Here is a 13,412-nt window from a genome sequence, read left to right on the forward strand (position 1 = left end):
AAAGCTGCAAAACGCAGCTTCTAGGCGCTTTCGGGTTCCAAACTCCCTTGAGTCGACGGATAAACAGAGCCACCCGCTGCCTGATCCGTTGGAGTAACAAGCATCTTCGCAACATCGACATGTTGTGGAAGACGCAATGCATGTACAAGCACCGATGCAATATCTTCAGGACGAAGCGGTCTTTGATGCGTGTACATCCGATTGCGCAACTCTTCCTGATCGCCACCAAATGCCTGAACATAAAATTCCGTCTCAACGCGACCAGGAGCAATTTCGGTGAGCCTTACACCCGTGCCAGCAAGGTCATAGCGCAGAATTTCACCTGCTTGCGAAAGCCCGGCTTTCGACGCGCCGTAGGTTGTGGTGCCCGGAAACACCGCCGTAGCGGCTGTGCTGGTCAAGTTGAAGATGTGCCCCGACTTTTGCCTGATCATGTGGGGCAATACAAACCGGATTAACTGCAACGGCGCAGTTAGGTTGAGCTCGATAGTTTCGACAGTTTCCTCAGCGCTCTGTTCGTGCAGGGGGCGGACCGTGGCCAGCCCACCTGCATTGTTTACCAGAACGTCAATAGGAGTATCCCCGAGTTGCTGCGCGATTGCCAGATGATCGCGCACATCAGCGACAACGGGCCTGTACTTTGCGCCAAATTTACTGGCCTGCTTTTCCAGAGCCGAAAGATTGCGCGCCAGTCCGAAAACTGTCAGTCCTTCCTCAATCAGCTTTGCCGTAATTGCAGCGCCGATTCCTTTTGACGCACCGGTCACAAGAGCTGTTTTATAGTTCATGACAATCCTCCCAATATTCCGATTATAATGCGCCGCGTTCTGCGACAGCCTTCAGGATATCGATCAGCCCGGCATCGCGTTCTGCTTTCAGTGTTTCCGGTGTCCGCTCTTTCACTGCATCATTGGTTGACGAAGCGACAATTCTGATCGTTTCAGTATCCAATCTGGCATCGAGCAACGTATCCCAGATTGCCTGATAGGTAGGACCATACTTGACCAGAAAATCCTCAATGTTCTGTGCGTTCAGGCTGTTTGCGATAAAAGACCCCTGCAAGGTCCATTTGGGGCCGGGGCCGTAAATGAAAGCACGATCCACATCTTCCACTGTCGCAACCCCTTCACGTACCAGTGCGATAGCTTCACGCCACATAGCCCCCATCAGACGTAATGCCAGATGACCGGTCACTTCCTGATTGAGAATAACGACCTTTTTTCCAATTTCTTCATAGATCGCCTTGGCCTTCCTCAAGTTCTCCGAATCTGTCGCCTGTCCACCGACGACTTCCACCAATGGCATCAAATGAACCGGATTAAACGGGTGTCCAAGGATGACACGTTCGGGATTGCGGCATTCACTCTGCATTTCCGTAACCAGCAAAGCAGACGAAGAAGAGGCAATAATGATATCGTCTTCAATATGCTCTTCGATCTCGGCCAGCAGCTTTCGTTTCAAATCCAGCTTCTCCGGGCCATTCTCCTGCACAAACTGAACGCCTGAAAGCGCGGCGGCCACGGACGAAAAAAAATCGATGGAACCGGGTTCGCGTTGCACACCTTTGAGAGCATCCAGATCCGCTAACAGTGCAGGCAAGATGTCCTTATGATAGTCCGCGCTGTTATTAATGGGGTCATATACCCGCACTGGATGTCCGGCATGTGCAAAGGAGGCCGCCCAGCGTTGGCCGATTACGCCAAAACCGATTATGCCAATCGTTAACTTTGTCATGATTTTGCTACCTCCGCTGGGACGGCTGCGCGGAAAGCTTCATTCACGTTATTCCATGGGATGAGCAGATCGAGCCACGCGCCGATGCGCCCCGCGATCAGAATCGACTCATCGATCAACTCAGCGAAGGGAACGGCTTCCTTCATGGCTGCTTCCAGTCGAAACAATGTGGCGGATGTCTCACTCAGATGGCAGAAATCCCGCAATCGCGTCGCGGCCTTGTTCAGAACCAAAGCTGCGGTGTGACGCAGTATATTCTGGTCAGTCTGATTGGCTTCAGCCCTTATCCACCAGAGCAGTTCGTGCAAAACTCGTGCTTCGGATTCCGCTGCAAAGACAGGACCCGCCGGATGCATGATGGCGCGCGATTGCGTGAGGTGCTGGATTTCTTCCGGGCAAGACATCCACAATGCTTTACGAGCACCGATAATATCTTCAGGCAATGAGGACTGCGGCCATTCCGGCGTATTGGCCTTATCAGCGTAACTTAGCGAACCGTCAAAAATTTTCTGGCCTTGCTCGGCCTTGAGGGCTTGTGCCAATTCGGCAATACCCTCGACAGGGGCATCAAGATGTCCGAGAACCGTAATCTGTGCAGTTTCAGCCTGCAGCGGCGCAAAGGTGATCTCCAAAAACTGCCGAACCGGCCAGTAAATGAACGCACCGGGTTTTGCGGCGAGTACATGGGTTGCACCTTCTACATCTTCGACAAAAGGCGCGTGCCAGTAGATATGGCTACCAGCGATCTTTGGCGTATGCAGTTGCAGAGTCATGGGAAGCGCGTTCAGAACAGCCTTCTGAGTGCGCTCGGCCTGACCACTCATTCGCACCGGCCAACTTTGACCCTGCACGGAAAATATCAAATTCATGTTTATTTCTCGGTATGAAAGAAGGAAACCGGCTTGAGAATCTGATTGCGCATATCCGAGAGATAATCTGTCTCAATCACCTTACGACGATAGTCCTGCCATTCTGGATCGGCTTCCATCCGGTCGCGGCGGGTTTCACGGTCAGCGAGACTGTCATACTTCCAAAGATGGACGGTTCTTGAAAGGTCGCCGATATGAGTCTGGAAGAAGCCAAAGGGCTCACCGAGATAATGGCGCTGCATCGGCAGGCCGATCTCTTCATATAGGTTCAGAAACTTAGGCAGCATATTGGGACGGGCAGTATAAGTACGATGATCGAAGATCATGGCGTCTTCCTCCAGAGCTAAGTCGGATAAGTTCGTGCTAATTCGCACTCTTTATGGTTTGCGTAATAAGACGTGCCGTCAGTTCCGATGCTTCAAGCTGTGGTACATGACCGATGCCATCCAGCAGGTGTGTTGCGACATGACCCGGAACGCGATTGCTATGCGAAACGGGAATGACATGATCGGCACGCCCCCAGATAGTTCGGGCTGGCACTTGCAGATTTTGTAAGGCTTTCAGAATATCGAATCCCTGCGTCCCGTCGGGGAACAGCCGCAGAGCCAATGAGGAAAGCCCTTCCTGAACGCCTGCATTCTGCATTTGCCGCAGTGCAGCGCGTGCATATCCTTGCGGCAAGCTGGCTGGATCGCTCACCATGACCGTAAGCCAGCGTTCAAGCGCTTGCTCTGTGGTGGAGCGCGCCAACCCATTGATGAAATCGATGTTGATTTCCGGCCCCAATCCGCCCGGCGCCAGCAAAGTTGCTGAACGAACTGAAACTTTACCAAAGGACGTCAGGCCCAACGCAACCGCACCGCCAAGCGAATGGCCGACAATATGGGCGCGATCGATTCCCATTGCTTCCAGACGGTCCGAGACATCGAAGACGATATCTTCAAAACTCGTCACGGATCGCTCTGCCTCAAGGCCGTGACCCGGCAGATCGAGGGCCACAATGTCATATTCGGAAGGCAACAACGATGTTACCTGCCGCCACGACGAGCGGTCCGCGCCAAAACCATGCAGCAATACGACCGGATCGACGGGGCGCTGTTGAGTGCCGGCTGACGAAATTGAATGAACCGGCTGCGGAGGGGCCACGGCTTTGGGCGAAGCATTCAAAACGGCAACAACGTCACGTTGTTTTATCCGGCCTTTCGGACCGGTTCCTGCGATTCCCGTCAGATCGAGGCCCGCATCTCTGGCGACACGCCGGGCAAGTGGGCTCGCTATAACACGTCCGCCCTTTTGTTGAGACTTCACGGGTACTGGCTGATCCGGTATTTTAACCGGTTGAGCACGGCCTTCTGCAAGTGATGCGCTTTTTTCCGGCTCCTCGACCTGAGAAGGCTCCGTGTCCGAGATTGTGCCTAGAACTGCACCCAGGGGCGCTTCCTGGCCTTCATCGAAGAAAATTTCAGCGAGCCAGCCATCGCGGTCTGCTTCGATTTCCGTGGCAGCTTTGGCCGTCTCGACTGTAACGATCAACTGTCCGGCTTTGACCGCTGCGCCGGGCTGGACCGACCAACCCAATACGACAACGGATTCCATATATTCGCCACCGGCACTCTCAATGCTTATTGGGTGGTTTGCCATAATAGCTCCCGTTTATTTTAGCGTTGCGAGTGCGGCTGCATGAATTTTCTCTGCATTTGGCAGCATGGCGATTTCCAGCGGTTCCGAATATGGGATCGGCATGTCCGGCAGAGTAACCCGTGCAACCGGCGCATCCAGATCATCAAATGCATAGTCCATGATCGTAGCCGATAGCTCAGCCGCATAGCCGCAGAAACGCCACCCTTCATTGACCACCACAGCGTGGTGCGTTTTGCCGATGGAGGCCTTTATCGTTTCCAGATCGAGCGGCCGCAGCGAACGAAGATCGACGATTTCAGCTGATACGCCGTCCTTGGCGAGAAGTTCCGCCGCTTTATTGGCCTCAATAACCATCTTTGAAGTGGCGAATATCGAAATATCGCTGCCTTCGCGTATGATGGCTGCCTTCCCTAGCGGAACGATGGCATCATCGTCGGATACTTCGCCGCGCACATTGTATAGGAGCTTGTGCTCCAGGAAGATCACCGGTTGATCGTCACGGATCGCTGCCTTCAACATACCTTTTGCATCGGCTGGTGTGGAAGGAGCGACAACCTTGATGCCCGGAATATGCGCAAGCATGGAATCAAGCGCCTTGGAGTGCTGCGCGCCTGCGCCTGCGCCGCCGCCGCCTTGAGTACGCAGCACGAACGGCATTTTTACCTGTTCATTCCAGATATAATTATAAATTGATGCCTGATTGACCAGCGCATCAAGCGTAAGCGGAATAAAATCCGCATACATAATCTCAAGAACAGGCCGGGTTCCTGTCATAGCGGCAGTCACCGCCATGGCAGTCAGCGCCTGTTCGGAAATTGGCGTATCGCGGACTCTATTTTCGCCAAATTCCTCCATCAGCCCCTTGGTGACTTTAAAAACACCGCCATACCGGCCAATATCTTCACCAAACAGAAAGACTGAAGGATCTGCGAGCATTTCTTCCCGAAGAGCAGCATTGAGTGCTTCGGCATAACGCATAAGGGCCATATTCAGTGCGCCTCGCTATAAGGATTGCATTTTTCATCGACGCTGAACTGCGGCAAAGGATCGGCTAATGCGGTCGCAAAAGCTGTTTGAATTTCAGCATATGCGCTCTGTTCGACCTCAATGAGCTTCGCTTCTCCAACCTCGTCCAGCAGAACCTTTCTGGAGAGGATTAGCGGATCGCGTTCTTTCCAATGGGCGATATCCTCAGGTTTCTGATAGCCGCCCATATCCGATGTCGAGAAGCCCTCAACGCGGTAGGTCTTGCACTCGACCATGCCGGGGCCTTCGCCGCGACGTGCGCGTTCAACCATCGCGGAAACCGCGCGGTACACGGCAATGGCGTCATTACCATCAACGATTTGTGCTGGCATATCGTAACCGGCAGCACGCATGGAAATGTCCACAACTGGTGATTGGACTTCAGTCGGAACGGTCAGCCCGAACTGATTATTCTCGAGCACGAAGACGACTGGGAGCTTCCAGAGACCAGCCATATTCATGGCTTCATGGCAGATGCCGGTCTGCGCGGCACCATCGCCAAAAATGCACATGGCAACGCTTTTCTGGCCCAATACCTGCATCGACAGCGCCATACCAGTCGCTGCCGGAATCCCGGCACCGACAATTGCATTGCCGCCAATCACGCCCTTTTCCGCATCCGCGATAAGCATATGGCCGGCACGTCCAGCGCAGGCGCCAGTCTCCCGCCCAAGAATCTCGGCAATGACCGGATAAGGATCCATGCCTTTTCCAAGATAAACAGCATGCCCACGGTGAGTTGTGGCAACTTTATCGGTTGTTTCAAGAACAGCAGTGGATGCTACACCAACGGCCTCCTGTCCGTCGCAACGATGAATAGGACCGCGTGTGCGCCCTTCTTTGTGCAACGTGCCCAACCCTTCTTCTAGATACCGCACGAGCAGCATCTTTCGATAAATCTCGAGGTGTTCCTCGGTTGACGGAGTGTTTTTCACGAATGCCTCCATAGTATTGCTGTATTAAATACAAAAGTGTCGACACTTTACAAGCGTTTGTGCAAGATTACCTCAACAATTTTACAAAGGAGAGCGCTTGCATCTGGAAAATAAGGTTGCGATCATCACGCCATTGCCGGGACCGGCACAAACCGTTCGGTCACGTCAATATTCACTGTCGATGGCGGAATGACTGCGTGGTAAAATCCACCTTTCCTGAAGCAGATGGAAATATCTGTCTTAGCGTAGTCAACATGGAATCAAGGTCTGTACACGGGAAGTAACCGAGATCGGCGATTTCTTGCGAAACCTCCACGGGAAGCCCTGAGTTGGAATCCTTCGGGATCTCATTCAGTCGCCCGCCGATCAATACCGGAAGATCGAGGTTCCATTTCTCCATCACAGCCTTCACGGCTTTTGCGTAAGTAAGGGCAACACCGTTATATGTGCTGAACGCGATAACATTTGCACCATTCTCCATAGCGGATGTGACAAGTATTTCGGGATCGATGGCAACACCCGCATCAACGATGCTGATTTCAATTCCAGCCAATGCCTGCTCGACCAGATATTTGCCGTGCTCATGGACGTCTGTGGTTCCAATGCAAAGGGTGATGGACTTTGCTTCGGCAAACGGGGACTGGGAAGCAACCCAATGCTCAGCTTTCTCGTTGAGTTCGCGTGCCCATTCCGCATGAATGAGCGGCTGGCGTCCGCGTGCACCCATAATACCGGGACCAAAGAGCGCTTCCATACGCTTGGGTCCCATGCGTCGAATCGCCAGCAAAAGAGCTGCCGGATCTTTAATGTCGACCCCGCGTTCTTCGAGGCCCTTGAAAACGGATTCGGCAAATTGCTTACCGCCTTCGACAAGCGTATCGGCCATCCCCTCAGGTTTAGACCAATCATAGACCGGGTTATAATAAGGCGCATGCAAAGTCAGACGATGGGCGAATGTCTGAGCATCAATAATCTCGTCAACGTCTGGAATACGCTGGTTTTCGGTCACAGGCACCGGATTGATTGCATGACCGCTTGGCCAGCGACCAAGCGCCAGAATGTCAGCCAGAAGATAACTCGCGAGGCTGGCATAGTTACCAGCAGACGTAGACTGATAAGCAACGGTGTTGCCAAAAATCATAGTACCGGGCGTGTCATTCACCCGCTGGAGAGCGGCATGAAATGCCGTTCGCGATAGGGGGTCACTGAAATGATGCCCATAGCAGTGAGACATCTTCGCACCGATCAAGTCTTCAATGATGTATTTTTCGATCAGCACCATACCAAGCGCACAAGCCATATCGATAAACAGCCCGGCAAAGCCGTCATCCAGATTGGAGTGGACCAGGACTTCTGCGTCCTGCGCCGCGATTAGGCCAAGTGCGATAACAGTCGCTTCTGTCGTTGCAACATCGTCGTCCCAGTAAGGGAGACGGAACGTGAAATATTGGCCAAGATTGCCCACAGCGGTAGCACCGGCCGCAAGGGCCGCGCGAGTATTTTCAACAGCGCCGGGCAGACCGAGCATGAAGTCGCCAAAGTGAGCAGCCGCCGGGGCCGCATTGGTGATACGAGCAAAATCCTCCGGTCCCGAAAGAACGATCCCGGTGCCGCGCGATGCTTTGGCGCGCATGGCTTCCGGATAGCCCATTGACCAGTCGAGCGTGATGCCGAAGCGGTCTACGGTTACGCCGCTCTTCATGCAGGTGCCATGGACTTCGGCAATTGCCTCGATTGTACGATTAACGTCGCGAAATCCGATATGCGCATGCTGCATTACCCGCTTCTCTGCAGTTGCCTTGCGCTTCCATGCCATTTCAGATGGCACATTCATTTCCGTAAGGAACCGGCACGACCCTACGCGCCAGTCGCGAGCCATTGCACGGCCTTTCGCGAGAAGATCGATGCCGGGCGTCAACCGCGGATCGGTCAGATTAAGGGGTGTTTTAGGAGTGCTCATAGTATCCAGCCACCTGCCTGATGAACTGTTGAATCACAGATGCAAATTGATCTGGATTTGCCAATGGGTGAAAATGCGCGCCCGGCACGGTCACAAAAGTCGCGTTCGGTATGGCGGTAGCGACCGCCTCTGTAAGCGCAGGGGGCGTCAGTATATCGTCGGTGGCGGCAACAACCTGAACCGGGCATTGAATCTTTGGCAGCTCCGCCAGCCGATCATGATCCAGCAACATCCGAATACGCGCGGCGGTAACTGAAAACGGTGCCAGATTTTCATGGGCAGCGGCAATTCCCTCAATACACGTGTCGCGGTTTTGTTCCAGCCATTCTGCCGTATGCCCAAATATAAGGGTCATACGCTGATATGTTTCTGCCAGCCCCGCATCCATCATTTCCGCGCGTGCGTTAAACAACATGCGAAAACGCTCATCGGATCGGGCCCATGAACTGCTGATCGTGTAGCTTGAACCAATATCAGGATGGTCAAGTGCAATGACCTGTGCGATTGCGCCGCCGGTCGAGTGAGCGACAACATGCACGGGGCAGCCAAGCTCACGCACGATACCAACGATATCACTGGTGATAAGGGGTATGGAATACGGCCCGTCAGGTCGATCACTTTGCCCTGCACCCCGGTGATCGGGAACGATAAGCCGGAAATTTTCTTTCAACCTTTCGACGACACCGTTCCAGAAACGGCCATCGCCGCCAAGCCCCGGAATGAGGATGACGGAAGGACCCTGTTCACCAAAGATTTTATAGTGGATGCGGCATCCGTCTTGCGCAAGGTAATATGCCATCAGTTCATCCCCTTCGGGTGCAGAAATTTCCGCAAAGCTGATGCAAGGCTAAGCGCCGTTATCGTCGAGGTCTTGGGGTTGACTGGCGATGGAACGTTTTCGAACCGCATAAATGCGGTCCCTGCTGCACTTTCGGCCTCAATTTCATGCGTATTGCCTTTGGCTTGAGGGTCAACCACAACGCGGACCGTCAATGTGGCTGGGCGCGCTGTAAGGGCAAGAGTTAAGGCAGCATTAAGATTCTTGGGATAAAGGCGTGCTGCTTCCGCTGGCGAACCTTCGAAGAGGGTAACGGGTTTGGTTGCGCAAACCAGATTTCTTTTCTCAAGCTCCGCTTTCCAAGCCGCAGGCGGCTTTCGCGACGTATATCGTATGCGGATATCTTCAAGCGATGAAATAGCAGAAAGATAATCAAGCCCCCCGATGGCGCCGGAGGGAATTATCAATGAAGCATCTGTTTTTTGGCATGCGCGGGTGAGTGCCATCAAAAGATCTTCATCCGCAAAGGCTCCCACGGACGCGACAATGACAGGGATGCCTGCTCCAAGTAAAGCAGGCCCGTACTCTGCCAGAGCCGTTTGGCCCGCAGCTTCAATCACGACGCAGGGTCGGGTTTCGATCAGCGCTGAAATTTCATGTACAAACCGGATATTTTGCTGCGCACGATCCGCGTGAGCAGCAGAGCGCGTTAAAACGGTCCATTCAATTCCGGCATGTTGGGAATTGAGCAGCACCTCACGCGCAATCGCCCCAAATCCTATGAGCCCAACTTTGAAAGGTCGCAGAAAATCTTGCTGAAGCTGCGGTGCCATGGAGTGCTACTTGCCCTGTTTTACGGGATCGAACTTGTCGGAAAGATTCGCGCCAAATACGGTTTGGCGTTCGATCTCCAGTACATTTTCGGGACGAGGGAAGTTGGAAGGAACCTTGTCTCCCGGAGTGCGCGGCTTTCCGATCAAACGGAAGAAATGCTCCAAACCATTTGGAATAATAAGCCAGACCCACCGTAGCGGTGTTTCACCATCGTTGATAAACATGTGCCGTGTTGACTTGGGAATAAACACAGCGCTATCGGGACCGAGTTCGTATTCCTCGCCAGCAATGACCGTGCGCCCTTTGCCTTCAATGACAAAGACCGCCTCTTCATGTTCTTCATGCGTGTGCTCGCGAACATATCCGCCGGGCGCAAGAGACTGCGTTCCCATGCCAAAAGGATTTTCCATTCCAACAATATGCGGTGCCAGTGCAACGCTGACATAGCCATTCGCCGGCACTGGCTGCCAATAGCTTTCCCGGTGCGCGGGACTGGAGACATGGACTCCAGCAGGTGCGGTTTCCGTGCGGATTTGTTCTTCCATCATTCAGTTCCCGTTTATTTATTATCAACGATGCGCGTTATGGAATGGTAATCGTCAAAAAGTGTCGACACAAGAGTAGACAGATAAAAAATTCTTGGTCTATACTCGGCTCATAAATGCAGGGGATTATAATGAATAGCTACGATGTAGTCGTGATCGGCACCGGATCAGCAGCTTGCTCGGCTGCTTTGAGGGCCGCGAAAGGTGGGCTGAAGGTTCTGGCAATCGAGAAGACTGCCAAACTCGGTGGCACGTCGGCTATGTCAGGCGCAGGCGTATGGATACCTGCAAACCATATCGCCGCCGCAGCGGGCGTTGCAGACAGCCAGGAAGAAGCGCTTGCTTATTTGCGCGCTATCCAGCCTGCTGATTGGGGTGACAAGGAAGATATTCGTCATACGGCATTTGTCAAAAATGCGCCCGTAATGTTGAAGTTCATAACGGAGAATACCCCAATCGACTTCAGGCTCATCAATGAGCCTGACCCATATGTCGAAGCCTCCGGAGGCAAAAAATACGGGCGAATGATGTCGCCGATGCCATTAAGCCGCAGACTTCTTGGAAAATATACAAGCAAAATTCGACGCTCGACATTGCCGCACGGCTTTACCTATCAGGAAAACGTTAATCTCGATCTTTATCACACGCCATTCCGTGCAGGATTGAAGATGTGGCCCAAGCTTCTTTGGCGGTGGTTGCAAAATGCCGGTGCACAAGGCACGGCATTGATGACAGGGTTAATCAAGGGATGCCTGGATTCAGGTGTCGAGTTCAGGCTTGAAACCAGAGCTGTGGGACTTGTTCAGGATGAAACCGGGCGAATTACCGGCGTAGAAATCGATCATGGCGGCAAGCGGGATACTGTTTCTGCCCGTCGAGGGGTGGTCATTGCGTCAGGTGGTTTCGAATGGGACAAAACCATGCGGGAAAAATATTTTCCCGGCCCGTTCGATCGCATCGGAACGCCAACGGGCAATGAAGGCGACGGCCAGAAGATGGCGGAGTCGGTCGGTGCTCATATGGATCATATGGAGCAGGCGAATGTCTATGCTTGTTTGCCAACACGTTACGAAGGCAAGCGTTATGGCCTACCGATAAACTTCCTCTATGAGCCGCATTCCATTGTCGTGAACCGCTACGGCAAGCGGTTCGTGAGCGAAGCGCATTTCAACAGCGGTGAAGCTATCGATTTGCGAAATCCGGATGGCTCACCTGTTCATCTTCCATGCTTCGTGGTTGGCGACCACCGCTATTTAAAGGCGTCGTTTCCATTCCGCTGGTATGCCGCCTATGAGCCGGAATGGGTCCAGAAGGCCGACACGATTGAAGAACTTGCATCGAAGCTTGGTCTGCCCGCAGATGAGTTGCGAAAGACGATCCAACGCTGGAACAGCTTCTGTTCCAAAGGGCGCGACGAAGATTTTCATCGAGGCGAGACCTATTGGGAGGGGAAAAAAGATGGTTCAGGCAAGAACGGAGTACTTCGCCTTAAGCCAATCGATAAGCCGCCTTACATCGGCATGTCGCTGAATCGTTCCATCATCGGCACAAAAGGCGGTCCCCGAACGAATGAAATGGGCCAGGTCCTCCGTGAAGACGGCTCCATCATCCCCGGCCTCTATGCGGCGGGGCTGGCGATGGCCAATCCGATCGGCACGCGCGCGGTTGGCGCTGGCACCACGTTGGGTCCGAATTTGACGTGGGGGTTTATCTCGGCCGAAACAATTCTGAAGCAGAACAGCTAGGGTCGCAGGAACTGATCCCATATGACTACGGTCTATTGGCGCGCCTCAGAATGCACCCTTCGAAAACGGTCCCGCTTGAAAGCGCAGACACAGTGAGGCACTCGCCTAAAAAAATGAACGCAATAGTGTAGACACTTTCTTGACGTGAAAGAAAATGTCTGCTTCCTTAGCGTTACCGAAAGTTTCAACCAAAACCATCAAGGGGAATAAAAATGAAACGGTTTGTTGCAATTTGCTTGGGAGCATCGTTGTTTGGAGGACAAGCTCTTGCGGAGGACGTTACAATTGGATTGTCTGCTCCGCTATCTGGCGCGCAAGCATATTTCGGTTCGACATGGCATAATGGTTTCAAGCTATATGTTGAAAAACTCAATGCCGATGGCGGCGTCAACGGAACCAAGATTCTGATCGACCAGCAGGACGATAAAGCCGATCCGCGCGAAGGAACGCTCGTCGCTCAGAAATTCTGCGACAATGACAGCATCACGATTGCGCTCGTCAACTTTAATTCCGGTGTGGCTCAATCGACACTGCCGATTTACGAAGACTGCGAACTGCCGAACATGACCTTTGCGTCGAACCCGGCGCTGACGCAGCTCGGTTATGAATTCATGGTGCGTCCAGTCGGCAATGACCTGACGAATGCGCGGCTTCCGGCTGAGTATGCTTTGGACAAGCTGAGCGCAAAGACCGCGTTGATCGTAAGTGACAAGCAGGTCTTTGGTCAGGGAGTATCTGAGATTTTTTCAGAGAACTTCAAAAAGGGTGGCGGCGAAATCATCGATACGCTCTCCGTAGCTCCTTCTGACGTGGATTTCACTGCTGTTTTGGCAAAAATTAAATCGAGCGAGCCTGACGTTATTTTCGTCGGCGCAGTCATGCCGCAGCTTTCTCTCTTCGCAAAACAGATGCATGAGCAAGGCGTGACAGCGCAGCTCATCGTCCCGGATGGTGGTTATACGCCAGACTTCATAACCCAAGCTGGTGAAGCGAATGCTCAAGGCGTCCTGATGTCCATTCAGGTTCCACCGATGGACGCATCACCTGAAATTGCAGAATTTGCAAGACTCTACAAAGAGAAGTACGGCGAAGAAGCTGGTCCTTATTCTATCTATGGTTATGTTCAGGGTCAGATTCTGGAAGCAGTCATCAAGACGACAAAAGGCTTCAGCCGTGAAGAGATGAACGATGCGCTCCATGCGGTAAAAGTCAAAACAGTTGTCGGCGAACTTGAATTTGACGAGACCGGCGAACTCAAGGCTGCCCCTTCATACGTCTATCAGGTTGAAGGCGACGGTTTTGTTCTCAAGGGCACGAACTAAGACAGCCATACCACACCTACCAG

General features: G+C 53.0%; 13 protein-coding genes. 2 read left to right on the top strand and 11 right to left on the bottom strand.

Annotation, left to right across the window (positions count from 1 at the left end; translation table 11 throughout):
• Window positions 1–20 precede the first annotated feature (20 nt).
• The 11 genes from KUG47_RS01290 to KUG47_RS01340 form a co-directional block, all read right to left on the bottom strand.
• Window positions 21–788: an SDR family oxidoreductase gene (locus KUG47_RS01290; protein WP_217676155.1), complete on the bottom strand. Its 768-nt coding sequence runs from the start codon at window positions 786–788 to the stop codon at window positions 21–23.
• A gap of 22 nt (window positions 789–810) precedes the next feature.
• Window positions 811–1,734, bottom strand: a complete 924-nt coding sequence (locus KUG47_RS01295) for a 3-hydroxyacyl-CoA dehydrogenase NAD-binding domain-containing protein (protein ID WP_217676156.1) — start codon at window positions 1,732–1,734, stop codon at window positions 811–813.
• Window positions 1,731–2,507: a hypothetical protein gene (locus KUG47_RS01300; protein ID WP_217676157.1), complete on the bottom strand. Its 777-nt coding sequence runs from the start codon at window positions 2,505–2,507 to the stop codon at window positions 1,731–1,733. Before KUG47_RS01300 ends, KUG47_RS01295 begins: the two co-directional genes overlap by 4 nt.
• Window positions 2,508–2,605: 98 nt before the next feature.
• On the bottom strand, window positions 2,606–2,929 hold the full coding sequence (locus tag KUG47_RS01305) for an NIPSNAP family protein (protein WP_217676158.1): 324 nt from the start codon (window positions 2,927–2,929) through the stop codon (window positions 2,606–2,608).
• Window positions 2,930–2,966: 37 nt separating this feature from the next.
• Window positions 2,967–4,244 carry an acetoin dehydrogenase dihydrolipoyllysine-residue acetyltransferase subunit gene (locus KUG47_RS01310; RefSeq protein ID WP_217676159.1) on the bottom strand — a complete coding sequence of 426 codons (1,278 nt, stop codon included), beginning with the start codon at window positions 4,242–4,244 and terminating at the stop codon, window positions 2,967–2,969.
• A gap of 12 nt (window positions 4,245–4,256) precedes the next feature.
• The gene (locus KUG47_RS01315) at window positions 4,257–5,231 is read right to left on the bottom strand and encodes an alpha-ketoacid dehydrogenase subunit beta (protein WP_254799237.1); all 975 of its coding nucleotides are present in this window, start codon (window positions 5,229–5,231) and stop codon (window positions 4,257–4,259) included.
• A gap of 2 nt (window positions 5,232–5,233) precedes the next feature.
• Window positions 5,234–6,217, bottom strand: a complete 984-nt coding sequence (locus tag KUG47_RS01320; protein WP_217676160.1) for a thiamine pyrophosphate-dependent dehydrogenase E1 component subunit alpha — start codon at window positions 6,215–6,217, stop codon at window positions 5,234–5,236.
• Between the two features lie 160 nt (window positions 6,218–6,377).
• Window positions 6,378–8,165, bottom strand: a complete 1,788-nt coding sequence (locus tag KUG47_RS01325) for a hypothetical protein (RefSeq protein WP_217676161.1) — start codon at window positions 8,163–8,165, stop codon at window positions 6,378–6,380.
• Window positions 8,152–8,964, bottom strand: a complete 813-nt coding sequence (locus tag KUG47_RS01330) for an alpha/beta fold hydrolase (RefSeq protein ID WP_217676162.1) — start codon at window positions 8,962–8,964, stop codon at window positions 8,152–8,154. Before KUG47_RS01330 ends, KUG47_RS01325 begins: the two co-directional genes overlap by 14 nt.
• A complete protein-coding gene (locus tag KUG47_RS01335; protein WP_217676163.1) occupies window positions 8,964–9,776 on the bottom strand; it encodes an aspartate dehydrogenase in 813 nt (270 codons plus the stop codon). Before KUG47_RS01335 ends, KUG47_RS01330 begins: the two co-directional genes overlap by 1 nt.
• A gap of 6 nt (window positions 9,777–9,782) precedes the next feature.
• Window positions 9,783–10,322, bottom strand: coding sequence for a cupin domain-containing protein (locus KUG47_RS01340; protein ID WP_254799238.1), 540 nt, complete (start codon window positions 10,320–10,322; stop codon window positions 9,783–9,785).
• A 131-nt stretch (window positions 10,323–10,453) separates the two neighbouring features.
• On the opposite strand from KUG47_RS01340, the gene KUG47_RS01345 reads away from it, so the two are divergent.
• Together KUG47_RS01345 and KUG47_RS01350 are read left to right on the top strand one after the other, a co-directional pair.
• Window positions 10,454–12,067 (top strand): FAD-binding protein, encoded by a 1,614-nt coding sequence (locus tag KUG47_RS01345; RefSeq protein ID WP_217676165.1) that lies wholly within the window; start codon window positions 10,454–10,456, stop codon window positions 12,065–12,067.
• A gap of 212 nt (window positions 12,068–12,279) precedes the next feature.
• Complete coding sequence (locus tag KUG47_RS01350; RefSeq protein WP_217676166.1) at window positions 12,280–13,389, top strand: branched-chain amino acid ABC transporter substrate-binding protein; 1,110 nt, start codon at window positions 12,280–12,282, stop codon at window positions 13,387–13,389.
• Window positions 13,390–13,412: the final 23 nt, after the last annotated feature.

Origin of the sequence: Falsochrobactrum tianjinense, from assembly GCF_019100495.1 — a bacterium.
GTDB classification, from domain to species: Bacteria; Pseudomonadota; Alphaproteobacteria; order Rhizobiales; family Rhizobiaceae; genus Brucella; species Brucella tianjinense.